The sequence below is a fragment of the Streptomyces sp. ADI95-17 genome (assembly GCF_003846175.1).
Taxonomy (GTDB): domain Bacteria; phylum Actinomycetota; class Actinomycetes; order Streptomycetales; family Streptomycetaceae; genus Streptomyces; species Streptomyces sanglieri.
In genome coordinates this window covers 884,430-907,032 of the sequence record NZ_ML123049.1, presented here as the reverse complement: position 1 = coordinate 907,032, position 22,603 = coordinate 884,430, and the positions used below count along the sequence as shown (strand labels likewise).

Genomic DNA, 22,603 nt, shown 5'->3' with positions numbered 1-22,603 from the left:
AGCGGCTGGAATCCTCCCCGGGCAGCGGCACCCGGGCCACCGCGACCTCGCCGGTCGACGGGTCGCCGTGGTTGTGGAGGACGGCGGTGCCGTCCGGCGTGAACACCGGGTGCGGGTGCCTCGGGTGCCGGTCGGCCGCCGTCCGGGCCAGGAGAGTCCGGGCGCCGGTGGCCATGTCGACGAGCACCACGTCGGAGACCTGTCCGGCGTTCTGCCAGCCCCGGCCCGGGGCGCCCAGCGGCCCGGACGTGTCGACGACGGCCCGGCGTCCGTCGCGGCTGATGTCGCAGTGCCAGTCGCGTTCGCCCGCGCTGACCAGGCGGGCCGGGCGGCCGTCCGGGTGGAGTGCGTACAGGCCGCGCGGGCCCGCCTCGCTCTCGCCGTACGCGCACACCAGGGCGCCCAGGTCGTGGAACATCCAGCGTTCGTGGCCCACGGCGAGCGTTCCCCCTTCCGCCGCCTGGTCGAAGACGCAGCGGCCCTCCGGGGCCCGTACGGGGTGCCGGGCCCAGATGCGGTCCGGGATCTCCCGGGAGGGGCCCTCATGGGCGAACGTCAGCCACGACTCGTCGTACGGGCTGTGGGCGGGGTGGTTGGCGAACCAGTCCTTGGTGAACAGCTCGTCGGCCCTCCCGGTGGACACGGAGATCTCCAGGCAGGTCACCGGCGCGTCCCGGTCCTCGGGCTGTTCCATCACCACCACCCGGTCGCCCGCCGCCGTGAGGGAGCACAGGTTCTGCAGGGTGTGCCCGGGGGCGGCCGCGTACAGCCGCTCGGGGGCCGCCCGGGAGTCCAGGTCGAGAACGTGGACGGCGCCGTTGCGGACCCAGGCGACGCGTTCGGCGGCCAGGGCCACATCGGGCCAGAGCAGTTGCTCCGGCCCCGTGGTGCCGGGCTCCGCCTCGTACAGGTCCCGTGCGGTTCGTTCCCCGTCGCGCCAGCGGACGCTGGTGAGTCCGAGGGCCCCGGTGGTCGGGGAGTACCTGGTCAGTACGAGTCGTTCGCCGTCGGCGTGGAATCCGTTGGTGTGCGGGTAGGGCAGGTGGGCGCCGCTGAGGAGGATGGTCATCGCACCAGCCTCACGGACCGGAACCGCGCGGGGTTCTTGGGCGCGGCCCCCACGCCGGCGCCCCATTGGAGGTAGCCGTCCCGGGCGTCGGTGGCGGTGCCCGCGTCGGCGTCGTTGACGAGGAAGGACAGTCCGAACGTCCCGGTGGGCGCCCGGTCGAAGCCGAGCGAGGTCCAGGGCACCGCCAGCCGGTAGGTGGTGGTCCCGGCCGTCCCGTCGCGCACGACGGAGACGTCCGCGCCCGGTGTCGGCCCCGCCTGCTGCCCCGGCGGCGGGGTCCAGGTGTACGCGACGGGGCCGCTCGGCAGCAGCGCCGCGCCGACCTCGACCCGGTTGCCGTCGGTCGTGCCGGGGAAGCCCGAGTAGAGGTCGTACTGAAGGGAGTCGACCTGCCAGGCCGCCGAGGGGTCCGTCCGGCCGGCGTTGTGGACGTCGTCCTTGATGACCGCGTCCAGGATCAGGTCCTTGTCGGTGTGGGTGTAGCGGATCGTCCCGGAGAGATCGTCGGGTCCGCTCCTGGTGCCGCCCCGCAGACTCGCCCACTCCCCCCGGGAGCCGAGGTCGACCGGGGCGAGGGTGGTGCCGGCCGCCGGTTCGACGGGGCTGAAGCTGAGCGAGCCCGAGTCGGTGGCGTCGCCGGTCGTGACGGAGTAGGCGTAGGAGGTGAACTGCTGGGCGTCGGCGGGGAGTTCGACCGTCCACTCGGAGGACTTCCCCGCGGGGACGGGACCCGGGTCCGCGACCGTGCCCGTCCAGGATCCGACCCGCCAGCCGACCGGTGCGGGCGCCAGTGCCCGTTCCGGGTCGTTGTTGGTGAGCCGCACGGTGAGCCCTGCGCCGTTCCTGCGGATGTCGGGCCGGCCGGTCACGGTGTACGGATCGACGACCTTCGTGGTGGTGCGCAGCCGGGCCGGCCGGCCGACGGACGCGTCGACATCGCGTACGCCGGTCTGCCCGGTGGCCGGGACGGTGAGCGTGAGCGAGGTCTTCGTGCCCGGCCTGGTGGTCAGTGTGCCGCGCACACCGTCGACGGTGACCGGCAGCCTGCGGGGCAGTGCGCCCGCCCGGGTGCGGTCCGCGGTGACCGTCACCTTCAGGTCGGCGCCGGTGACCGACTGGGCGGCCGTGCTCAGCGAGAGCGGCGAGTCGGTGACCGCCACACCGGTGACCGGCCCTTCGAGGAAGACCGGGCTGCCGTCGAGTCCGAGCGTGATGCGCCCGGCCGTCGGGGTGAGCGTGCTGCGCCTGCCGAACTGGTCGGTGAGCGCAAGGGGCCGGTCGGTGCGGACCGAGATCGTTCTGGGCGAAGTGGCCCACAGTGAACGAGTGGTGGTGCCGTACGGGTAGACGTGGACGGCCGGATCGCCGGCGTCCTGCCGGGCGCCGAGCCGCTTGCCCGCGGTCTGCCGGATGAGGACCGCGTTGGAGACGGCGGAGGGCTTCGGGGCCAGCCCCTGGACGCCGCCCCCGGCGCGGCGGAACTGGCCGAAGCGGTGCTCGCGTTCGCCGGGCTTGTCGCCGTCGTCGAGAACGTCGTACCAGAAGAACTTGTCGGCACCGGCCGCGCGGGCCAGCGTCTGGGCGCGGATCAGGTAGTCGGCCTGCTGGGCCTCGGTCCAGCCCGCGGTGTGTGTGGGCCAGCCGTTCTCGGTGACCCAGACCGGCATCTTCTTGCGCGCCTCGACCTTCTTCACCAACTGGGTGAACTCCCCGAGGGCCTTGATCTCCTCCGGAGGCGTGCTGGGGCTGTCGCCGGTGCTGCTGTAGTAGTTGACGCTGAAGGTGTCGAGGTGGTCCAGGCCGCCACGGGCGATGAAGTCGTCGTGCCAGGCGAGTTGGGTGCCGGCCGAGGTGGGGCCCACCAGATTGGCGTCCGGCATGGCCTGTTTCACCGCCTTGACCATGTCGTAGTAGCACTTGGCGGTGATGCCGCAGGCGCCGTCGTTGAAGCCGGTCGAGTTGTACTCGTTGTAGACGGAGAAGTCATTGGTGTACGGGGCGTAGGCGGCGGCCGCCGCCGCGCCGAACCTGGCGAAGGCGGCCAGGCCCTCCGGCGTGCTGGGTGTCTTGCCGCCGTCGTAGAGCGGGTTGCGGTATCCGAGGATCGGCATGGTCCTGATGCCGCGCTTCGCCGCGTTCTTCAGTCCCGCGTCGAGGGGGTAGGAGCCGAAGTCGTAGACGCCCTTCTGCTTCTCCATCGCCCAGTTGACGTCGGATCTGACCTCGCTCCAGCCCACGGTGGCGGCGGAGTCGATCAGCGCGTCCTCCCATCCGGGCTGCCAGCCGTAGTGCATGGCCACGGCGTAGTACGGGTCCTTGGCGGGCAGCGGGGCGACCACGCCGAACGAGGTCGTCCGCGTCACCGGGGCGCCGGAGTCGGCGGTGGCGGTGAGCGTGTAGTAGCCGGGGCCGAGGTCCTTGATGTCGAGGGCGGCCCGGCCGTCGGTGACCTGTGCCGTGCCGGACTTCAGCGGTACCCCGTTCGGGTCTCCGACGGTCCAGCCGATCCGGCCGGCCGCGGAGGCGAAGGTGATCGGGCCCTGGTCCGCGCCCTGGGTGAACAGCAGGCGGCGCGAGGTGATGTCGAGCAGCGGGGCATCGGTGAATTCGACGGATATCCGGCTGAAGCAGACCGGTGGCATGTTCTCGGCCGTCGCCTGCACATCGAGCCGGAAGTCGGCCCCGTTGGCCCGGTCGGCGAACCGGATGTCACCCAGCTCGAACTGGTGGCTCCGCCAGGTTCCGGTGCCCTTCAGCGCCAGGCCGGTCGCCCCGGTGAAGGCGCTGGACCGCGAGTCGTACTGGAGGTTCATGCCGACCGCGCCCGCGTCGAAGTAGTCGACCGTGACCACGGCCCGCTTCGCCCCGGCGGGGACGGCACCGGCCGCCACATCGACGTACAGGTACCGGTTGTACGGGTCGCCCGACATCGTCCAGCAGCTTCGTCCCGCCTTTTCGCGCACCGCGTGAGCGGGGTCCTTGTCCCGGTCGCCGGGCCAGGCCCGTTCGATGCCCTCGTACGTGGGCTGCGCGCCGAGCACCGCGGTGGCCCGGGCGGCCAGGGCGTGGGCCGGTGCGGCGGCGGGTGCCTGGATCAGGGTTGCGGCCAGAGCCGCGACGGCGAACGCCGTGAGTGTGCGGCGCAGCCGGGTGAGCGGTTTTCTCGGTGGTGCTCCGGACATTGTGGGGTTCCCTCTCCTGGAGCCAACTGGGGTGCCGGGCCGTTCATCGCGTCGGTGTCACCGCTGCGACCGTTCGAGGGCCGGGCCGATCCTGCGGTCCGCCTTCGCCAGTTCCGTGTCCGGGTCGGCGCTCTCCCGGGTCAGTACGGCCTGCACGGCGCTGTCCAGAGCCGCGTACAACTCCTGGGCGGCGACGGGTGGTTCGACGACGTACCGGGTGGTGGCGAGGCTGTTGAGGTACGGGGTGAAGTTCTTCAGCGGCACGTTGGAGTGCTTGCGTTCGGCCGCCGTGGCCGGGCCGGAGACCTTCGCGTCGTAGAAGGGGAGGCCGGGGACACCGGCGGGGTTCTTGTCGGCGGCGACCTGCGCGGTGCGCTCGGCGGCCAGCGCGGGATCGTACTTGGGCCTCAGATAGAAGAAGTCGATCCACTTCGCGGCGGCGCTGCGCTGCGCCCGGTCCGCCTTCGGCGAGACGACGGCTACGCCGCCGCCGAGCAGGGTGGACTTCTCGCCTTCCGAGGGAAGCGGGGCCTGTCCGTAGACGTCGGGCCTGCCGCGGAACTTGGCGGCATAGGCTCCGTAGGTGCTGGGGGAACCCAGCAGCATGGCGACCTTGCCGCCGGCGAAGTCGCGGGTCAGGTCGTCGGTGCCGCGCAGCTGTTGCCTGCCCATCGATCCGTCGTCCCACCGCATGGCCTTCAGCAGGGCGAGGGCCCTGCCGGTCGGGCCGTCCCGGAAGGCCGTGACCTGTCTGCCGTCCACCTCCTTCTCCATCCGGCCGCCGTAGGAGTACGTCATGGTGGTCAGCATCCAGCCGCCGGTGTTGTCGGTGGTGTGCATGCCGAAGCCGGGGACACCGGTCCGGTCCGTGATGGTTCTGGCGGCGGTGCGCAACTCGTCCCAGGTGGCGGGCGGCTTGTCGGGGTCGAGTCCGGCCTTGCTGAACAGCTCGCGGTTGTAGACCAGGCCGACGGAGTACACCTCGGTGGGTATCCCGTACACCTTCCCGTCGGAGTCCGTGACCGGGGCGAGCAGTCGCTTGTCGAACTCCGTGCCGTGCGGAAGTGCCTTGATCTCCTTGCTGAGATCGGCGATCCGGTGACGTTCGATCATGTCCGGCGGGTAGGTGAGCGGCACCCGGAACACCGTCTCCAACTGGCCGGAGGCGAGGCGCGCGGGAAAGGTCTTGGCGTCCCACAGCGCGTCGGTCGGTTTGATCCTGATGCCCGGGTTGGCCTTCTCGAAGGCCTTGACCTGGGCGAGGAAGTCCTTCCGGCCGGCCGGCAGCGTGGTCGGCGGCATGCCGGCGACGGTGATCTCCGTCCTGCCGTCCGTGCTGCCTCCCTCCCCGCCGACGCTCCCGCAGGCGGCGAGGGAGACGACCATGAGCAGGGTCGCTCCGACGGCGGCGGGTCCCGTCCGGCGGCTGCCGGTCCGCCTGCGGACTGGTCTGTGCGCTGGTTCGGTCATCATGGCTCCCATGGCTTTCATGGCCGCGGCTCGGGCTGAGCAGAAGCTAGCAATAGCGCGTTAACGCGTAAAGAGACTTAGGCCAACCTCCCTGAATCCGGGCCGGAGTTCATGCAGTTAACACACCATGAGTCTCGTTCTTCGTTCCCGCCCACCACACGGGCTGACATGACCAAGAGGTGTCTTCCGCTCGGAAGGCGCCCGGAGTTACCCTTAGCGCGTTAACGCGTCAGGAAATGGTGTGGTGAGCGATGGGGGGCAGCATGACCGAGGCCGAGCGGGACGGCACCGGCCAGGAACCGCTCTACCGGATGGTGAAGCGGGATCTTGTCGCGGACATCGACCGGGGCGCCTACGAGGCCGACCAGCCGTTCATCAGTCAGCGTGAGGTCTGCGAGAGGTTCGGCGTCAGCTCCACGACCGCGGTGCGGGCCCTCAACGAACTCGTCGTCGAGGGCTATCTGATCCGGCAGCGGGGGCGCGGAACGTTCGTGGCCGAGCGCGGCTCACCGCCGGCCGGCCCCGGTGCCGGGGCGCGGGAGCGCTCGGTCGCCTGTGTGATGCACGGACGCGGCGCGCACCAGTCGGCGATCGTCGACGGCATCGAGTCGGTGTGCGGCGAGGAGGGTCTGCGGATGTTCCTGTCGAACTCCAAGGGCTCGAAGCAGGCGGAGGAACAGGTCCTGCGGCTGGCCCTGGAGACGGGGACCGGCGGGGTCGTGCTCTACCCCGTCGACAGCGGTGCGGACTCACCGGCGCTGGCCGAGCTCGCGCGGTGCGGCGTTCCCGTCGTCATGATCGACCGCTACCACCCCGAGTCCCCGAGCGACGCCGTCGTCTTCGACAACTACGCGGTGGGGTTCGAGCTGACCGAGCACCTCATCGAACGCGGCCACCGCCGGATCGCCACGCTCTGGGACGAGACCGACGTCACCAGCGTGACGGAGCGGCTCACCGGCCACGTCCAGGCGCTGCGGAAGCACGGCATCCGGGTCTCGCCGGAGCTCACCGCCCTGACGACCTATCACCGGCTCCCCGACGACCGTCGGCTGGCGATGCTCACAGCCTTCCTCGACCGCCCGGAGCCGCCCACCGTGCTGCTCTGCGCCAACGGCCACACCCTGGAGCACGCCGCCCGGGACCTGTCCGTCCTCGGCCTGGAGGTGCCCGGTCAGATCGAGCTGGCCGGCATGGACGACGCCGGTCCCTTCGACCTGCTTCCGCTGACGGTCGCCGCCGCCCGGCTCCCCTCCGGGGAGATGGGCCGCCGGGCCATGGAGATGCTCGCCCGGCGCATCCGGAACCCGGACGGTCCGCACGAGGTGCGGCACGTCCTGCTGCCCGTCGAGATCCGCACGCGTGACTCCGCGCAGGCGTACCTGCGGGTGGTCGGCGCCGCACGTGCGTGAGGGACCGGGCCGGCCCACGGCCGGCCCGGTCCCTTGCGCGATGCTCTAGCCGCCGACCACCGGGAGCTCCAGCACACCGGTGTCCTCCGGGGCGCTGACCACCGTGACCGGCTTGATCCCCCGGTTGCCCGCGTACGCGCTGTCGCTGGCCGCGATCACGAACTCCAGCCGGTGGCCCGCTTCGTACCGGTGGACGATGCCCGGCAGCTGCACGGTGAACGAGCGCGTGACGTCCGGCACCCGCACCGGGGAGACCAGCCGGTTCACGAGTGTCCGGCTGCCGTCCGGGGCGACGTCGTAGACCTTGGCGAACAGGACGAGCCTGTCGGCGGCGTCGCCGCTGTTCTGGACCCGCTCCGTCTTCGGCGAGACGACCTTCAGGGTGGCCTTCGGCGCGCCGACCACGTCGAGGGGCGAGGTCAGCGGGGCGCTGCTCCAGCCGAGGTAGGTGCCCTTGGTGTCGTAGGGCTTGGGGTCGGGCAGCCCGATCAGTCCGGCGAGCGAGCTCTCCGAATGGCTCGTGGGGACCAGCCAGTTGACGTACTGGCGGCTGCCCCGGGCAACCTCGGACCGGTTGTCGACGAGCTTCCCGTCGCCGGACAGGTACAGCTTCCGCGAGAGGGCGGGCACGGAGTCCGCGGTGCCGTAACCGCTCCGCCAGTCGCGGTAGTAGGCGAAGCCGGGCCCGGTGTCGGTGTTCCTCCGGTGCTGGAGGTAGCGGTCGAACCAGGCGAGGACGCGCTGCCCGACGTAGCTGGTCTCCAGGTTTCCCTTGCCCAGGTCGAGTTCGCCGAGCACCTGTCCGCCGCTGTGGCCCCAGGCCTGCCAGATCATCTTGGTGGTGGTGCCCTGCGCCTTGAGGGTCTCGTACGTGGCGGTGGCCTCGTTCAGGTTGAACAGGCTGTCGGTCTGGCCCTGGACGAGCAGGGTGGGTGCCTTGACCTTGCCGAGGTAGTCGACGGGAGACACGCTGCGTGCGTAGTCGAGCATCTCGGTGGTCCGGCCGGCCGGGAAGCGGCCGGAGTTGAGCAGCCGGATGGTGTCGCAGGCTTGGGTCGCGAAGTGCAGACAGGTGAGGTTGTTGAACCGGGACGGGTCGAGGCTCGCGTTGAGGAGCGTCTGCCCCTCCCCCATCAGGTAGAAGCCGTTGGTCCACTGCCACTTGAACACCCCGGCGGTGTCGGAAGAGACACCCTTGCGGGTACCGGCGTTGTTCGGGGCGAGCGCGTACGCGAGGTCGTTCCAGGTGATCAGCGGTACGAGGGCGTCCACGCGCCGGTCGACGGCGGCGGTGGCCATCTGGACGGCACCGCCGTACGAGCCGCCGATCATGCCGACCCGGGGGTCGCCCGCGCCGTCAGCGGTGACGTAGTCGGCCTTCGTACCGTCGTCGGCGGCGCGGGTTCCGGCGAGGAAGTCGATGAGACCGGCGGCGGCCCGGCCGTCGATGGCCGGGTCGTCGAGGGTGATGAGGCAGCCCGACTTGCCGAAGCCGAGTCCGGAGTAGACGAGGCCGACGTAGCCGCGGGACGCGAAGGCCTTGCCGATGGCGTCGGTCGTGCCGTCCGACTTGCTGCCGCCGAAGCCGTTGGTGGCGAGCACGGCGGGGGCCGGATGCTGCGCGTCGACCCCGGCGGGGCGGTACAGATCCGCGTCCACGGTGCAGGAGCGGCCGCCCGCCTGGAGAGTGAACTTCAGCGGGGTGACGGTGTACTGGGACGGTTCGGCCGCGGTCGCGCGCGCCGCGCCGGTGAGGACCAGCGGTGCGGCGAGCGCGGCCCCGGCCACGTACGCGGCCGACTTCCGGGTGAGTGTCCGGTACCCGGACCGGGGGCGGGGAACAGCACGCGACACGAAGACCTCCACACCGAGGGCGACTTACCAACCGGTAAGTAACGGACCGCGCTCATGCTGTGACACGCGTCATAGCGATGTCAACGCTGGGAGGGGTGTTTCGTGAACGTTGCTCAACTTCTTTACGGTTCGGGCCCGTTCAGAGCAGTGCCGGCACCTCGGCCGTCAGGGTGGCGGGGCCGCCGTCGGCCGGGGCGTCCAGCACGGCCGGCACGCCGAGCGGGATGGTGAGCGCGGTCGGGCCGTGCCCGAAGCCCAGCTCCTCGACGACGGGTACGCCCAGCGGTCCCAGCCGGTCGGCGAGCACGGCCCGCACCTCCTCGTACGGACCGCAGCCCGCCCAGGAGCCGCAGGCCACTCCCGCGATCCCGTCGAGCGCCCCGGCCCGCAGGAGCTGGGTGAGGATGCGGTCGATGCTGTACGGGTCCTCGGTGGTGTCCTCGATCACCAGCAGCCCGCCCCGGGCCGATGCCCTCGCGTGCGGGGTGCCGAGTTCGGCGGCGAGCAGGCTCACACAGCCGCCGTAGGTGATCCCGCGGGCCCGGCCGGGGACCAGCGCCCGTGCCGTGGGCAGGCCGAGAGTGCGTACCGAGTCGGGCTCGAACAGGGCGGCCCGCAGGGACTCCTGCGTGTCCGGGTCCTTGAGGAAGGTCTCGGTGCCGGTCATCGGGCCGTGCAGGGTGGCGAGTCCCGTGCGCAGGGCGAACGCCTCGTGGAGCACGGTGATGTCGCTGTAGCCGACGAACACCTTGGGTCCGGCCGCGCGCATCGCCGCCCAGTCGACCAGGTCGACCATCCGCTGGACGCCGTACCCGCCCCGGGCGCAGATCACCGCGTCCACCGCCGGGTCGCACCAGGCCTCCTGGAGATCCCTGGCCCGCGCCTCGTCCGTACCGCCGAGGTAGTCCAGCTCCGGGTGCACGTCGCGGGCGTGCGGTGCCTCGACGGGGTCCAGGCCCCAGCCGCGCAGGATGTCCAGGCCCGGATCGAGGCGGTCGGCGGGCACCGGCCCGCTCGGTGACACGACGGCGACCCTGGCCCCCGGGCGCAGCCGGGCCGGGCGGGTCAGCGGTGCGAGGGTCACTTCTTCAGCTCCAGCCGCGGTACGTCGGTCCGGTCGGTCCCGAAGGTCTGGGCGTACAGGGAGAGTTCGGCCTCCAGGGCGCGGATCATGGTGTCGGCGCGCCGGAACCCGTGTCCCTCGCCCTCGAAGGTGAGGTAGGCGTGCGGGATTCCGCGTCCGTCGAGTGCGGCCAGGAACCGTTCGCACTGGACGGGCGGGCAGATCGGGTCGTCCAGCCCCTGGAGCAGCAGGAAGGGGGTGGTCAGCCGGTCGGTTCGGCTGACCGGTGAGCGTTCGCGGTAGCGCTGCGGGACTTCGGCGAGCGGGCCCACCAGGGACTCCAGGTAACGCGATTCGAAGTCGTGGGTCTCGTCGGTTCCCCAGCCGGTCAGGTCGAGGATGGGGTAGATGATCGTCCCGCAGGCGTAGACATCGGTGCCGGTCAGTGAGGCGGCGGTGGTCCAGCCGCCGGCGCTGCCGCCCCGGATGGCGAGCCGTTGCCGGTCGGCGGTGCCCTCGTCGGCCAGCGCCGCGGCGACGGCCGCGCAGTCCTCGACGTCGACGACGCCCCACTGTTCGCGCAGCCGGTTGCGGTAGGCCCTGCCGTAGCCGGTGGAGCCGCCGTAGTTGACCTCGGCGACGCCGATGCCGCGCGAGGTGAAGTAGGCGATCTCCAGGTCGAGTACGAGTGCGGCGTGGCCGGTGGGGCCGCCGTGCGCCCAGACGACGTAGGGCGGGCGCTCGTCCTCGGGACCGGTCCGGTCGGGGCTGCGGGGCGGGTAGACGTGGGCGTGGATCTCGCGTCCGTCGGGCCCGGTGAAGGTGCGTTCCTCGGGGCGCGGGTAGTACGCGGGATCGACGGCGTCCTTGTGCGGTGACCCGATGACCCGGGTGCGGCCGGTCGAGGTGTCCAGCTCCACCACCTCGTAGGAGCTGTACGGGCTCGCGGCGACGCCGATGACCCGGCTGCCGTGCACGGCGAGCGTCTCGGCCCATTCGGTCCAGGGCCCGGCGACGTCCACGAGTTCGCCGGTCTGCGGGTCGAGGATGCCGAGCGTGGTGGTGCCCTTGCCGTGGATGGTGGCGATCAGGCCGTTGTCCAGCGGCCGGAACCAGCTGAGCCCGATCTTCCAGAGCGGTCCGGCGAACTCCTGCTCGCGGGGGCAGAGGGGGATGGCGCCCCGGTCCGGGTCGGCCCGGTAGAGGTTCCACCAGCCGCTGTGGTCGCCGGCCAGGAGCAGTTGTCCGTCGGCGTCCCACTCGATCTGCGGCACCGATTCCTCGGGGCCGCCCGCGAAGGAGCGGGGGCGGTGGAAGGTCCCGTCCCCGGCCACGTCCGCGAGCATCACCTCGGTGCCGTCCCACGGCATCCGGGGGTGGTCCCAGGCGATCCAGGCCGCCTGCCGTCCGTCGGGCGAGAGCTTGGGTCCGGTGACGAACCGGCGGCTGTCGTCGGTGAGTTCGCGGACCGCGGTGCGGTCGTCGGCGGCCGAGCCGTCCAGGGGTACGGCGGCGATCACCCGGCGCAGGTCGCTGGGGCCCTCGCCGGTGAACTCCTCCAGGACGCACCAGACCTCGCCCCGGTCCGGGTGGAGCTGCGGGTCGGCCCAACGCAGCCCGCCGGCGGTGTCCGGGGCCGGGGTGAGCGGTACGGGTTCGCCGGGCCCGTCGGGGGCGTAGGCGTACAGCCGCTGGTCGGCGAAGTGGACGAAGACGATCAGCGGGCCGCCCTCGGTCCGCGCGGTCCCGGCCCAGGGCACTCCGCCGTACTCGATGACCCGGCTCCGTACGTTCCACGGGGCGGGCAGCACACTGCCGGTGCTCCCGTCCGCCCGGCGGCGGACCAGGGCGCGGCGGCCGGCCTCGGCCGGGCGCGGCTCCGTCCACCACACCTCCTCGCCGACGGTGCCGACGTACTCCGGGCGCCCGTCGTGGGAGGCGGCGAGCGCGGCGTCGATCGGCGACGGCCAGGTTCCGTGAGCCCCGATGGGCAGCATGATCGATTCCCCCTGTAGCGGTCAGGCAGTACGCAGGTAGTGGTCGAGGACCCGGACGCCGAAGTGCAGGGCCTCGACGGGTACGCGTTCGTCGACGCCGTGGAACAGCGCCTGGTAGTCGAAGCCGGCGGGCAGCTTCAGCGGTGAGAAGCCGTAGCCGGTGATGCCGAGCCGGGAGAACTGCTTGGCGTCGGTGCCGCCCGACATGCAGTACGGGACGACATGGCCGGCCGGGTCGAAGCGTTCTATCGCGGCGCGCAGCTTCGCGAAGGTCGGCGAGTCGACCGGGGCCTGGAGCGGGACCTCGCGGTGGTGGAACTCCCAGTCGACGTCGGGGCCGGTCAGCCGGTCCAGGGTGGCGTGGAACTCGTCCTCGCCGCCGGGCACCATCCGGCCGTCGACGAATGCGGTGGCGTGGCCCGGGATCACGTTGACCTTGTACCCGGCCTCCAGCATGGTCGGGTTGGAGCTGTTGCGGACGGTGGGCGCGACCAGGTCGGCGGCGGGGCCGAGCTTGCCGAGGAGTTCGTCGACGTCGAAGCCGGGGGCGTCCAGGTCTGGGTGGATGCCGTGCAGTGCGGCGATCTCGGTGAGCGCGGCGCGGACCGTCGGGGTGAGCCGGACGGGCCATTCGTGCTTGCCGATCCGGGCGACGGCCGCGGCGAGCGCGCTGACTGCGTTGTGCCTGTTGGCCTTGGAGCCGTGCCCGGCCTTGCCGTGTGCGGTGAGCTTCAGCCAGCCGGTGCCGCGTTCGCCCGCGGCGATCGGGTAGAGCGGCAGGTCCGGTCCGGCGTGGAAGGTGAAGGCGCCGGATTCGCTGATGCCCTCCGTACAGCCCTCGAAGAGCTCGGCGTGCCGGTCGGCGAGGAAGCCTGAGCCGTCGTCGGCGCTGGCTTCCTCGTCGGCGGTGTAGGCGATCACGATGTCGCGGCGGGGCCGGACGCCGGCCCGTGCCCAGGCGCGTACGACGGCCAGGACCATCGCGTCCATGTTCTTCATGTCGATGGCGCCGCGCCCCCAGACGACGCCGTCGCGGACCTCGCCGGAGAAGGGGTGCACGGACCAGTCGGCGGCCTCGGCGGGGACCACGTCGAGGTGGCCGTGGACGAGCAGTGCGTCGGCGGACGGGTCGGTGCCGGGAATCCGGGCGACCACATTGGTACGTCCGGGGGTGCGCTCCAGCAGGGTGGGTTCCAGCCCCGCGCCGGCCAGCCGTTCGGCGACGTACTCGGCGGCCGGGCGTTCGCGGCAGTCGCCGCCGCCGCGGTTGGTGGTGTCGATCCGGATCAGTTCGGAGGTGAACGTCACCGATTCGTCGAGCGCCTGCCGGTCGACGCCGCCGGCACTCTCCTGGGGGTAGGTCGCCTCAGCCATACTGTTCCTCCACGGCGGACGACACGATCGTCGTCACCGCCTTGAACGTGCGGATTCCTTCGTACATCGTCGCGCTGGTGTAGGCGACGCGCCGTTCGCCGCTGGGGGCCACGCCGGGGACGACGGTGGCCGCCTGGGCCAGGTGCTCGGCGTCGAACTCCAGCTCCACGGTGAAGGGGCCGCCCTCCACCGGTGTGTGCCGCACGGCGAGCGCGGCGGCGTCCTTCGCGGCGGCACGGATGTCGGCCGCGGTACGGGCCGGGGTGCGGCACACCGCCGCGTACCGCGACACATAGTCCTTGACGGCGACCTTGCGGGCGCGTGGTGCGTACCCCTCGGCGTCCACGCAGGTCAGGTCGTCGCCGGTGACGAGGACGACGGGCACCCCGTACTCGGCGACGACATGCGCGTTGAGCAGTCCCTCGCTCGCGCGGGCGCCGTTGAGCCAGACCCCGGTGATGGAGTTGGCGAGATAGGTGTGTGCGAGCACGCCCTCCGCACCGGCGCCCGTGTGGTAGCCGACGAAGGCGATGGCGTCGACGTCACCGTGCTGGATTCCCTCGACCATGGAGAGGGACTTGTGTCTGCCGGTGAGCATCTGGACGCGGTCGTCGAGCCGCTCCAGCAGGAGGTTGCGCATCGACCAGTGGGCCTCGTTGACGAGGACCTCGTCGGCGCCGCCGTCGTAGAAGCCGAGCGCCGCCGCGTTCACGTCGGAGGTGAACATGGAACGGCACCGCTCCCACTGGGGAGTGCCCGGCAGCACATCGGCCGGCCAGGTCACACCGGTGGCGCCTTCCATGTCCGCGCTGATCAGGATCTTCATGCCGGGTCACGCTACGCGCCCGAGAACCGCCAGGCCAGAGCCTCCGAGACGTTCAATGGTCCAGTCCACCGAAGAGAGTGCGACGCACACCTCGAACAGCCGCATCACGGACATTCCCCCAGGGGGGCCGCCCGGCCCGCCTTGACACTTTCCACTACCTCAGACCATGATTCCATTAATTGACTAATGGAATTGAGGCTGGGTGCATGGCAGACGCAATCACTCCGGACGACGGGTCCGTAGCCTGGGCCCTGGAGGCCCGCGGTCTGGGTAAGCGCTACCGTCGCGGCTGGGCGCTGCAGGACATCTCGTTCCGGCTGCCGGCCGGGCGGATCTGCGGTCTCGTCGGCCCCAACGGAGCGGGAAAGAGCACGCTGTTGGGGATCGCGACCCGCCAGGTGCAGCCCACGGAAGGCGACCTCCGGATCTTCGGCGTGCCCGTGGACGACCCCGATGTGATGCCGAAGTTCGCGTTCCTCGGCCAGGAGAAGCCGCTGTTCAAGCGGTTCACCGTGGCCGAGACGCTGCGCATGGGCGCCGAGCTCAACCCCGGCTGGGACATGGCCGCGGCCGAGCGGATCGTACGGTCCGGCCAGGTGCCGATGGGCGCCCGGGTCGGCACGCTCTCCGGTGGCCAGCGCACCCGGGTCGCGTTCGCGCTGGCCTTCGGCAAGCGGCCCGATCTGCTGCTGCTCGACGAGCCGATGTCCGACCTCGACCCGCTGGCCCGCCACGACATGAGCACCCTGCTGATGTCGGAGGCCGTCGAGCGCGGAACAACGGTCGTGATGTCCTCCCACATGCTCTCCGAGCTGGAGGACATGTGCGACTACCTGCTCGTCCTCGCGGGCGGCAGGATCCGGATGGCCGGCGACGCGGACGCGCTCGTCCCGGCCCACGCACTGGTGACCGGGCTCGCCACGGACGGGGATCCGGCCGCCGCGCTGGCACCGCACACCGTGATCGAGTGCCGCGTCCAGGGCCGGCAGTTCCACGCGCTGGTCCGCCCGAACGGCCCGCTGTCGGGCGACTGGGTGGTCGCCGAACCGAGCCTGGAGGAGGTGCTGCTGGCGCACCTCCGCGCGCCGGACGCGCCCCCGCTGTTCACGCCCGGTGCCCGTATCGAGGCCGAAGGGAGCCACACCTCATGAGCACCACCCTGACCGACGCGCCCCGGACCGGGCGCACCCCCCGGCCCCGCATGCTGCGCGGGCTGAGCTGGCTCGTCACGCGCCAGCACCGGGCCGCGCTGCTCAGCCTGCTCGCCGCAACGGTCCTCGGCGCGATCTGGATCGTCTACGAGCGCAGCCACATGAAGGACCTCCTGGACGCCGCGGGCTGGCCGGGGAAGGAGCTGGCGCAGCCGACGTTCGACTCGGACGGTGTGGGTCTCGTCCTCACCGCGCTGGGCGGGCTGCCGCTGATCCTCGCCGTCTTCGTCGGCGCCCCGCTCGTCGCGGGGGACCAGGAACAGGGCAGCGCGCAGCTCGTGACCACCCAGTCGGTGTCACGCATGCGCTGGGTGGCGACGAAGTTCGCCTGGATCTACGCGGCGGTGCTCGTGACCACCGTGGCGCTCTCGGCGCTGTTCACCTGGTGGTGGAAGCCCTACCGTTCGGTGTTTCCCAGCCAGTGGTCGGAGGGGTCGATCTTCGATGCCACCGGTCCGGTGCTCCCCGCGCTCTGCCTCTTCATGACCGCCGCCGGCATCACCGTCGGTGTGCTGGTCCGCCGCGTCCTGATGTCCATGGCGATCACCTTCGTCCTCGCCGGGGCCGTCGGGGTCTTCTGGGACCGGATGATCGTGAACCTCGCCCCGACCCGGACGCTCACCTACCCGCTCGAAGCGGACATGCCCGCCCGGCTCAACGAGTCGATGGAAGTGGACCGCTGGATCGGTTCCGCCGACGGCCATCTCTACGGCTGGGGCCTGTGCGCCAAGGAGACCGAGGCGGCCTCCGACGCGTGCGTCAAGGAGCACGGCATCGTCAACAATGTGTACGAGTACCTCGGCTTCGACCAGATGCCGGCCATGCAGTGGACCGGGGCGGGCGTCCTGCTCGCGGGTACCGTCGTGCTCACCGCGTTCGTCCTGTGGCGGGTGTCCCGTCGGCCTCTCTAGGACCTGCCGGCGCAGGTACACAGGGTTTCGGCAGTCGAACGGGAGGTGAAGGCAGTGGTCGTGTTCCGTATCGACCGGCGCAGCGGAGTGGCGACGTACCTCCAGATCGTGCGGCAGGTCGAACAGGCGCTGCGCATGGGCGCCCTGGAGGAGGGTGACCGGCTGCCCACGGCGGCTCAGGTCGCCGCTGAGACCAAGGTCAACCCGAACACCACCCTCAAGGCGTACCGCGAGCTGGAGCGCGCGGGGCTCGCCGAGGTCCGGCAGGGGGCGGGCACCTTCATCACCCGTTCCCTGGTCCCGCCCCAGTCGGGCCCCGACTCCCCCTTGCGCACGTCGCTCGCCGAGTGGCTGAACGAGGCGCGGGCGCAGGGCCTCAGCGGCCCGGAGGTCGACGCCCTCTTCCGGTCGGCCTTCGCGGCCGTGTATCCGGGCGGGGCGGACGCCGGCTGAGGGGGCGCCTCCGCGGGTGTCGTGGCGTGCGGCTGCTCCGGTCCCGTCCCGGGACCGGAGCAGCCGTTTCTCACGCCGGCGGCGGGTAGTCGCCCGTGGCGCCGTCGGTCCGCTCGCGCAGCAGGTCCGCGTGGCCGTTGTGACGGGCGTACTCCTGGATCATCACCAGGAACACCCAGCGCAGGCTGACGGTCCGGCCGCGGGTGGCCGACACGAACGTCTCGTCGAGACCCCGCCCCGCCACGGCGGCCTCGCACGCATCGACCTCGGCCCGGTAGGCGGCGAAGTCGCGCTCGGCGTGGGCGGCGTCGGCCCCTTCGAGCCCTTCGTCGCCGTCGCCCGGGGCGGTGAAGACGTCGCCGACCGGCTCCCCCGTGAAACTCCGCCGGAACCACCAGCGTTCGATCTCCGCCAGGTGCCGCACGAGCCCGAGCAGGGTGAGGCCCGACGGCTCGGCCGTGGTGTGCGCGAGCTGTGCGGCGGTGAGCCCGGCGCACTTGGTGAGCAGGGTCTCCCGGTGCCAGCGGAGCCAGCCTTCCAGCATCACCCGCTCGTCCGCGGTGCTCGGAACGTTCAGCTGGTCGCCGTCGGCTGTCGTGCGTTCGATGCGAGGTGCCGTCCATGTCATGGCGGCCATCCTCACACCGGCGGGCTCACCGCTCAGGTCAGTTCCCGCAGGAGGGGTTCCGGGTCCGCGAGCAGGAACAGGTGTCCGCCGTCGGGGACGGTGCGCAGCTCGGAGCCGGGCATCTGTGCATGCGCCCAGCGCGCCACCTCGATGGGGACGTTGCCGTCCGCCTCGCCATGGATGAACAGGGTCGGTACGGAGACCGAGCCCAGCGGGTCCGGCAGCGGGCGGGAGTAGCCGGCGAGGTCGGTGATGACCTCGTCCACGCCCTGGCGCTGGCCCTCCTCGGTGTCCACCTCGGACAGCGCCCGGAAGGCGGGGGTGGTCATGATCAGCCGGTCGGAGCGGGGCCAGGCGTCGAGGTTCGGTTCGTTCCTCGTCTTCTTGAAGATCCCCTTGCCGGCGAGCATCGGCCGGGCGAGCGCCGGGGCCCAGACGACGATCCGGTTCATCCACTTGACCAGCGGGATCCGGCGCGCGTACGCCGAGCCGGGAGCTCCGGGGACGGCTGCGCAGGCGAGGATCAGTCTCGTGACCCGGCCGGGGTGCTTCTGGGCCGCCGAGAGCGCGTACCCGCCGCCGCCGGAGATCGCCACCAGCGTGGCCCGCTCGTGGCCGAGGTGGTCGAGCAGGGCCACGAAGTCGTCGTTCCAGCGGTGGAAGCCGCGGCCGGGTACGGGGTCGGTCTCGCCGTAGCCCGGACGGTCCGGGAAGACCAGATGCAGGCCGGCGTCCTGCGCCGCCTGCCGCAGGGCGAGGCCCTCGTAGCGGCTGCCGGGCGTGCCGTGGAGCACGATCACGGGCGGCGCGGCGGGGTCGCCGTACGAGCAGTACGCGATGCGGCGCCCGCCCGGGGCCGTCAGGTGGTGCGTCTGCGGCAGGTCCGTCTTCGGCAGGTCCGGCGGGGAGGGGGTCATCACTGCTCCTCGTGGGGTACGGGGGTGGCGGCAGCGGCGGCGATTCCGCCGATGACGAAGTCGAGGCCGTAGGAGAACCTGCGGTCGTAGTCGTGGTGGTCCGTGAAAACCGACGCGGCCCGGCGTTCCGGCGGGAGCTGGATCAGTTCCAGGTCACCGCGGCCGAGCCGGATCGCCACGTGCCCGGTGACGAAGTCGTGCAGGGTGCCGTACGCGTACGCGGCGGCCTCCTCGTCGAGCCCGGCGCTGCGCAGCGCCGCCACGACCCGGTACGCGACGTCGTCGGCGCCCGGCCCGACCAGGGAGGCGCGGCGGTGCGCCTCCAGGATGACGGGGTGCCGCATGAGCAGGTCGTGGAGCGTGTCGGCGAACAGCCGGACGATGCCGCGCCAGTCGTCCGGCCACTCCACCGACCGGGTCACCTCGCCGACGATCCGGGACACCAGCGCGTGCTGGAGCGCGTCGATGCCGCCCGTCGTGCGGTGGATCGCCATCGGTGACACGTCCAGCCGGTCGGCCAGCGCGCGGAAGGTCACGGCGTCCAGCCCCCGGTCGTCGGCCAGCTCGGTCGCCGCGTCCAGGACCGCGTCGAGGGTGACCGCCCGGGGCCGGCCGTTCTTCGGAGTGCTTGCGTTCTCGACCACCATGACCGCACCATATCGATACGCGTATCGAAACTTCAATGGGAGCGCGCATGACGGAGTTGCACGACCTCACGGCTCTGGAGCTGGCCGCCGCCTACGAGAACGGCGACACGGGTCCCGCCGAAGTCGTGGATCATCTGCTGGCCCGGACGGGAGACGGCGACCGGGTGGGGGCGTTCACCACCGTGTCGGCCGACCGGGCCCGCATCGCGGCGGCCGAGGCCGAACGCGTACTGCGCACGACGGATCGCGTCGGCCTGCCGCGCCTGTTCGGCGTGCCCACCGCGGTCAAGGACCTGGAGGCCACCGCGGGCGTGCGCACCACACTGGGATCCGCACTGTTCCGCGACTGGATTCCCGGGCACAACGACGAGATCGTGGACGTCATGTCGGACGCCGGGCTGATCAGCCTCGGCAAGACCACCGTTCCCGAGTTCGGGGCCGCCTGCTACACCGAGCCCGAGGTGTCCGGTCCGGCCCGCAGCCCGTTCGACCTCACCCGGAGCGCGGCCGGCAGCAGTGGCGGCGCGGCGGCGGCGGTCGGTGCGCTGCTGGTGCCGATCGCGCAGGGCAGCGACACCGCGGGCTCGGTGCGCTCCCCCGCGAGCGCCTGCGGGGTGGTCGGGCTCAAGCCCAGCCGCGGCCTGGTCACCGCGGGGCCGAACGGCAATGACGGGATGGGACTCTCCGTGCGCGGGCCGCTCGCCCGCACTGTCCGCGACACCGCCGCGTTCCTCGACGCGCTGACCAGCCGTACCGGCGCCGGTACCGTGCATCCGCCCCGGGCCGACAGCTACGAGCGCGCCTGCGACGCACCCGTGCCGAGGCTGCGGATCGCACTCGCCCAGGGGTCGGTCTCCGGCTCGCCCGTGCACCCCGAGGTCGCCGCCGCCGCGGAGCTCACCGCCCGTACGCTGGCGGACCTCGGGCACGATGTGTTCATCCGGGACCAGGCACCGGACCCCGAGCTGACCGAGGGCTTCCAGGTGATGTTCACGGCACTGGTCGGGTCCAGGACCATGTCGTTCGACGAGTCGTCGCTGCGCCCGATCGTCCGCCATCTCCGGTCCCGGGCACAGGAGTTCAGCTCGGCCGAGCTGGCCGCCTCGATCGGTGTGGTCCAGGCCCGCGCCCGCGCCTGGGCACTCGACCACGCGAACGCGGACGTGGTGATCACCCCGACCGTGACCACCCCGCCGACGCTCGTCGGCCAGCTCCGCGACGACGCCGACCCGGCGGCGGAGCTGGCCGCGATGACCGCGTTCACCGGCAACACCGTCCTGGCGAACGCCACCGGCTTCCCGGCCATCAGCCTTCCGCTGGGCTGGAGTTCGGGGGGCCTTCCGCTCGGGGTCTCGCTCACGGCCGGTTGGGGCCGCGAGGACCTGCTGCTCGGCGTATCGGCCGCACTTGAGGAGGCCCTGCCGTGGGCCCACCGCTATGGCGGCCTGCCCCGGGCCACCCCCTCATGAGCATTCGGAGTGGCGACGATCACCTCGCCACCCCGACTCCCGGCGACGTCCGGGGACCCGGAGGCGCCGGGCGGCTCAGCCGCTGGCCCGCCCCTTGAGGATCTCCTCGATCCGGGCCAGCTCCTCGTCGGCGAAGTCCAGGTGCCGGATCGTCTCGACGCTGTTCTCCAACTGGGCGACGCTGCTCGCCCCGACCACGGCGGAGGTGACCCGGCCGCCCCGCAGCACCCACGCGAGCGCCAGCTGCGCGAGGGACTGCCCGCGTGCGGAAGCCACCTCGTCGAGCGCCCGCAGCCGTTCCACCAGCTCCGGGGTGACCGCTTCGGGCGTCAGGAAGGGGCTGCTGCCCGCGGCGCGCGAGCCTTCCGGGATGCCGCGCAGATAGCGGTCGGAGAGGATGCCCTGCTCCAGCGGCGAGTAGGCGATCGATCCGGTGCCCAGCTCGTCGAGCGCCGTGAGCAGACCGTCCTCGACCGTGCGGTCCAGCATCGAGTAGCGCGGCTGGTGGATGAGCAGCGGCGTGCCCAGCCCGTCGAGGATCCGGGCGGCCTGGCGGGTCTGCTCCGGCGAGTAGTTGGAGATGCCGGCGTACAGCGCCTTGCCCTGACGCACCGCCGAGTCGAGCGCGCCCATCGTCTCCTCCAGCGGAGTGCCGGGGTCGGGACGGTGCGAGTAGAAGATGTCGACGTAATCGAGGCCGAGCCGGGTGAGGCTCTGGTCCAGCGACGAGAGCAGGTTCTTCCTGGACCCCCACTCCCCGTACGGGCCGTCCCACATCAGGTAGCCCGCCTTGGTCGAGATGACCAGCTCGTCCCGGAGCCGGGCGAAGTCCGTCCCCAGTGCCCGCCCCATCGCGGTCTCCGCGGCGCCGGGCGGCGGTCCGTAGTTGTTGGCGAGGTCGAAGTGGGTGATGCCGAGATCGAAGGCCCGCCGCAGGATCCGCCCCTGGGTCTCCGGCGTCCTGTCGCTGCCGAAGTTGTGCCACAGGCCGAGGGAGAGCGCGGGCAGCAGCAGTCCGCTGCGTCCGGCGCGCCGGTAGGGCATGGCCTGGTAACGGTCGGCGGACGGAAGGTACATGCGGACTCCACGGAAGAGGGCGGGTGCGGTTCGCAGGTACAGGTTGGCCGACAACGATCCAGCAGTCCAACAGAAGATTCTGCTGGGATTCAGCGCCTATATTTCTCAATCATGGAGCTGCGTCAGCTGGAACACTTCGTCGCCGTCGCCGAGGAACAGCACTTCACCCGTGCCGCCGAGCGCCTCGCCGTGTCGCAGTCCGGGCTCTCCGCCTCCGTCCGGGCCCTGGAACACGAGCTCAGGACGCCGCTGTTCAGCCGCACCACGCGCAGCGTGCGGCTGACGGAGGCCGGGCACGCGCTGCTGGTGGAGGCCGAGCGGACGCTGGCGGGGGCACGGGCCGCGCGGGATGCCGTCGACGCGGTACGGGGGCTGCTGCGCGGCACCCTGTCGGTGGGCGTGGAGCAGTGCGTGCCGGGGGTGCGTCTGCCGCGTCTGCTGGCGGCCTTCCACCGCAAGCATCCGCTGATGGAGATCCGGCTCCGCCAGGAGGGCACCACGAGCCTGGTGGACGGGGTGGCCGGCGGGCGGCTCGACGCCGCGTTCGCCGCGACGGTCGGTGCCGACGAGTGGCGGGGCGATCTCATTCCGCTGGCGCGCGAGCCCATGGTCGTGCTCTGTGCGCCGGGACATCGGTTCGCGGCGGCGGAGCGCGTCGCATGGCGTGAGCTGTCCGGTGAGTCGTTCATCGACTTCCACCCGGACTGGGGTCCGCGGCGGGCGGCGGACGGGGCGTTCGGACGGGCGGGGGTGCGGCGCACGGTGGGGCTGGAGGTGAATGACGTGCACAGCCTGCTGGAGCTGGTGCACGAGGGGCTGGGCATCGCGCTGGTGCCGCATCACTTCTCCCGCAAGCCCGAGGCCCGGGGGCTGGTGACGGTGGACCTCGATGGGCCGCAACAGCCTTGCTACGAGAGCGTCGTGGTGCTCCCGGCGGCCCAGTACATGAGCCCCGGCGCGCGGGAGCTGATGACGCTGCTCCGAAGCGACAGTGCGAGCGGCGACACTGCCGCGCCGTGACGGGGGCGGTGCCGGGGGGGCGGTGC

18 protein-coding genes are annotated in these 22,603 nt (G+C 71.9%); 6 read left to right on the top strand and 12 right to left on the bottom strand.

Translation table 11 applies throughout. The features are described 5' to 3' along the window. The 3 genes from EES42_RS30700 to EES42_RS30690 form a co-directional block, all read right to left on the bottom strand. On the bottom strand, window positions 1-1,069 hold a 1,069-nt coding region (locus EES42_RS30700), incomplete at its 3' end, for a hypothetical protein (RefSeq protein ID WP_124721520.1). After that, on the bottom strand, window positions 1,066-4,251 hold the full coding sequence (locus EES42_RS30695; RefSeq protein WP_124721519.1) for a DOMON domain-containing protein: 3,186 nt from the start codon (window positions 4,249-4,251) through the stop codon (window positions 1,066-1,068). The genes EES42_RS30700 and EES42_RS30695, both read right to left, overlap by 4 nt. Before the next feature lie 57 nt (window positions 4,252-4,308). Beyond that, the gene (locus tag EES42_RS30690) at window positions 4,309-5,724 is read right to left on the bottom strand and encodes an ABC transporter substrate-binding protein (RefSeq protein WP_164495371.1); all 1,416 of its coding nucleotides are present in this window, start codon (window positions 5,722-5,724) and stop codon (window positions 4,309-4,311) included. Between the two features lie 248 nt (window positions 5,725-5,972). Between EES42_RS30690 and EES42_RS30685 the strand changes: the two genes are divergently transcribed. Beyond that, window positions 5,973-7,130 (top strand): LacI family DNA-binding transcriptional regulator, encoded by a 1,158-nt coding sequence (locus tag EES42_RS30685; protein ID WP_241196670.1) that lies wholly within the window; start codon window positions 5,973-5,975, stop codon window positions 7,128-7,130. Window positions 7,131-7,175: 45 nt separating this feature from the next. Here the strand turns inward: EES42_RS30685 and EES42_RS30680 are convergent, their stop codons facing one another. The 5 genes from EES42_RS30680 to EES42_RS30660 form a co-directional block, all read right to left on the bottom strand. Next, a complete protein-coding gene (locus tag EES42_RS30680) occupies window positions 7,176-8,918 on the bottom strand; it encodes a CocE/NonD family hydrolase (protein WP_241196684.1) in 1,743 nt (580 codons plus the stop codon). A gap of 205 nt (window positions 8,919-9,123) precedes the next feature. Next, entirely contained in the window at window positions 9,124-10,068 is a 945-nt protein-coding gene (locus tag EES42_RS30675) for a S66 peptidase family protein (RefSeq protein ID WP_124721516.1), read from the bottom strand. Further along, entirely contained in the window at window positions 10,065-12,044 is a 1,980-nt protein-coding gene (locus tag EES42_RS30670) for a S9 family peptidase (protein WP_124721515.1), read from the bottom strand. Before EES42_RS30670 ends, EES42_RS30675 begins: the two co-directional genes overlap by 4 nt. A 21-nt stretch (window positions 12,045-12,065) precedes the next feature. After that, a complete protein-coding gene (locus tag EES42_RS30665) occupies window positions 12,066-13,418 on the bottom strand; it encodes a M20/M25/M40 family metallo-hydrolase (RefSeq protein ID WP_124721514.1) in 1,353 nt (450 codons plus the stop codon). After that, window positions 13,411-14,244: a M55 family metallopeptidase gene (locus EES42_RS30660; protein WP_124721513.1), complete on the bottom strand. Its 834-nt coding sequence runs from the start codon at window positions 14,242-14,244 to the stop codon at window positions 13,411-13,413. Before EES42_RS30660 ends, EES42_RS30665 begins: the two co-directional genes overlap by 8 nt. A gap of 206 nt (window positions 14,245-14,450) precedes the next feature. Between EES42_RS30660 and EES42_RS30655 the strand changes: the two genes are divergently transcribed. The 3 genes from EES42_RS30655 to EES42_RS30645 are packed head-to-tail and all read left to right on the top strand — an operon-like array spanning window position 14,451 to window position 16,819. Further along, entirely contained in the window at window positions 14,451-15,395 is a 945-nt protein-coding gene (locus EES42_RS30655) for an ABC transporter ATP-binding protein (protein WP_124721512.1), read from the top strand. Beyond that, window positions 15,392-16,366 carry an ABC transporter permease gene (locus EES42_RS30650; protein WP_124721511.1) on the top strand — a complete coding sequence of 325 codons (975 nt, stop codon included), beginning with the start codon at window positions 15,392-15,394 and terminating at the stop codon, window positions 16,364-16,366. Before EES42_RS30655 ends, EES42_RS30650 begins: the two co-directional genes overlap by 4 nt. 45 nt (window positions 16,367-16,411) lie before the next feature. Continuing rightward, window positions 16,412-16,819 carry a GntR family transcriptional regulator gene (locus EES42_RS30645; RefSeq protein ID WP_124721510.1) on the top strand — a complete coding sequence of 136 codons (408 nt, stop codon included), beginning with the start codon at window positions 16,412-16,414 and terminating at the stop codon, window positions 16,817-16,819. Window positions 16,820-16,889: 70 nt separating this feature from the next. On the opposite strand, the gene EES42_RS30640 is transcribed toward EES42_RS30645, so the two are convergent. The 3 genes from EES42_RS30640 to EES42_RS30630 are packed head-to-tail and all read right to left on the bottom strand — an operon-like array spanning window position 16,890 to window position 19,011. Then, window positions 16,890-17,447 (bottom strand): DinB family protein, encoded by a 558-nt coding sequence (locus EES42_RS30640; RefSeq protein WP_124721509.1) that lies wholly within the window; start codon window positions 17,445-17,447, stop codon window positions 16,890-16,892. Window positions 17,448-17,479: 32 nt separating this feature from the next. Continuing rightward, window positions 17,480-18,364 (bottom strand): alpha/beta fold hydrolase, encoded by an 885-nt coding sequence (locus EES42_RS30635; RefSeq protein ID WP_124721508.1) that lies wholly within the window; start codon window positions 18,362-18,364, stop codon window positions 17,480-17,482. Continuing rightward, window positions 18,364-19,011 (bottom strand): TetR/AcrR family transcriptional regulator, encoded by a 648-nt coding sequence (locus tag EES42_RS30630; protein WP_124721507.1) that lies wholly within the window; start codon window positions 19,009-19,011, stop codon window positions 18,364-18,366. The genes EES42_RS30635 and EES42_RS30630 overlap by 1 nt, the downstream gene beginning before the upstream one ends. Before the next feature lie 47 nt (window positions 19,012-19,058). Here EES42_RS30630 and EES42_RS30625 point away from each other — a divergent pair, with 47 nt between their 5' ends. Then, complete coding sequence (locus tag EES42_RS30625; RefSeq protein WP_124721506.1) at window positions 19,059-20,480, top strand: amidase; 1,422 nt, start codon at window positions 19,059-19,061, stop codon at window positions 20,478-20,480. 75 nt (window positions 20,481-20,555) lie between these two features. Here the strand turns inward: EES42_RS30625 and EES42_RS30620 are convergent, their stop codons facing one another. Next, a complete protein-coding gene (locus tag EES42_RS30620; protein ID WP_124721505.1) occupies window positions 20,556-21,557 on the bottom strand; it encodes an aldo/keto reductase in 1,002 nt (333 codons plus the stop codon). A 111-nt stretch (window positions 21,558-21,668) separates the two neighbouring features. Here EES42_RS30620 and EES42_RS30615 point away from each other — a divergent pair, with 111 nt between their 5' ends. After that, window positions 21,669-22,577, top strand: coding sequence for a LysR family transcriptional regulator (locus EES42_RS30615; protein WP_124721504.1), 909 nt, complete (start codon window positions 21,669-21,671; stop codon window positions 22,575-22,577). Window positions 22,578-22,603: the final 26 nt, after the last annotated feature.

What these genes read in the sequence shown, in the direction of transcription:
- EES42_RS30640 (WP_124721509.1), bottom strand. Translation starts at nt 17,447, where the DNA reads ATGACATGGACGGCACCTCGCATCGAACGCACGACAGCCGACGGCGAC.
- EES42_RS30635 (WP_124721508.1), bottom strand. Translation starts at nt 18,364, where the DNA reads ATGACCCCCTCCCCGCCGGACCTGCCGAAGACGGACCTGCCGCAGACG.
- EES42_RS30695 (WP_124721519.1), bottom strand. Translation starts at nt 4,251, where the DNA reads ATGTCCGGAGCACCACCGAGAAAACCGCTCACCCGGCTGCGCCGCACA.
- EES42_RS30670 (WP_124721515.1), bottom strand. Translation starts at nt 12,044, where the DNA reads ATGCTGCCCATCGGGGCTCACGGAACCTGGCCGTCGCCGATCGACGCC.
- EES42_RS30655 (WP_124721512.1), top strand. Translation starts at nt 14,451, where the DNA reads ATGGCAGACGCAATCACTCCGGACGACGGGTCCGTAGCCTGGGCCCTG.
- EES42_RS30690 (WP_164495371.1), bottom strand. Translation starts at nt 5,724, where the DNA reads ATGATGACCGAACCAGCGCACAGACCAGTCCGCAGGCGGACCGGCAGC.
- EES42_RS30650 (WP_124721511.1), top strand. Translation starts at nt 15,392, where the DNA reads ATGAGCACCACCCTGACCGACGCGCCCCGGACCGGGCGCACCCCCCGG.
- EES42_RS30620 (WP_124721505.1), bottom strand. Translation starts at nt 21,557, where the DNA reads ATGTACCTTCCGTCCGCCGACCGTTACCAGGCCATGCCCTACCGGCGC.
- EES42_RS30685 (WP_241196670.1), top strand. Translation starts at nt 5,973, where the DNA reads ATGGGGGGCAGCATGACCGAGGCCGAGCGGGACGGCACCGGCCAGGAA.
- EES42_RS30615 (WP_124721504.1), top strand. Translation starts at nt 21,669, where the DNA reads ATGGAGCTGCGTCAGCTGGAACACTTCGTCGCCGTCGCCGAGGAACAG.
- EES42_RS30660 (WP_124721513.1), bottom strand. Translation starts at nt 14,244, where the DNA reads ATGAAGATCCTGATCAGCGCGGACATGGAAGGCGCCACCGGTGTGACC.
- EES42_RS30665 (WP_124721514.1), bottom strand. Translation starts at nt 13,418, where the DNA reads ATGGCTGAGGCGACCTACCCCCAGGAGAGTGCCGGCGGCGTCGACCGG.
- EES42_RS30625 (WP_124721506.1), top strand. Translation starts at nt 19,059, where the DNA reads ATGACGGAGTTGCACGACCTCACGGCTCTGGAGCTGGCCGCCGCCTAC.
- EES42_RS30630 (WP_124721507.1), bottom strand. Translation starts at nt 19,011, where the DNA reads ATGGTGGTCGAGAACGCAAGCACTCCGAAGAACGGCCGGCCCCGGGCG.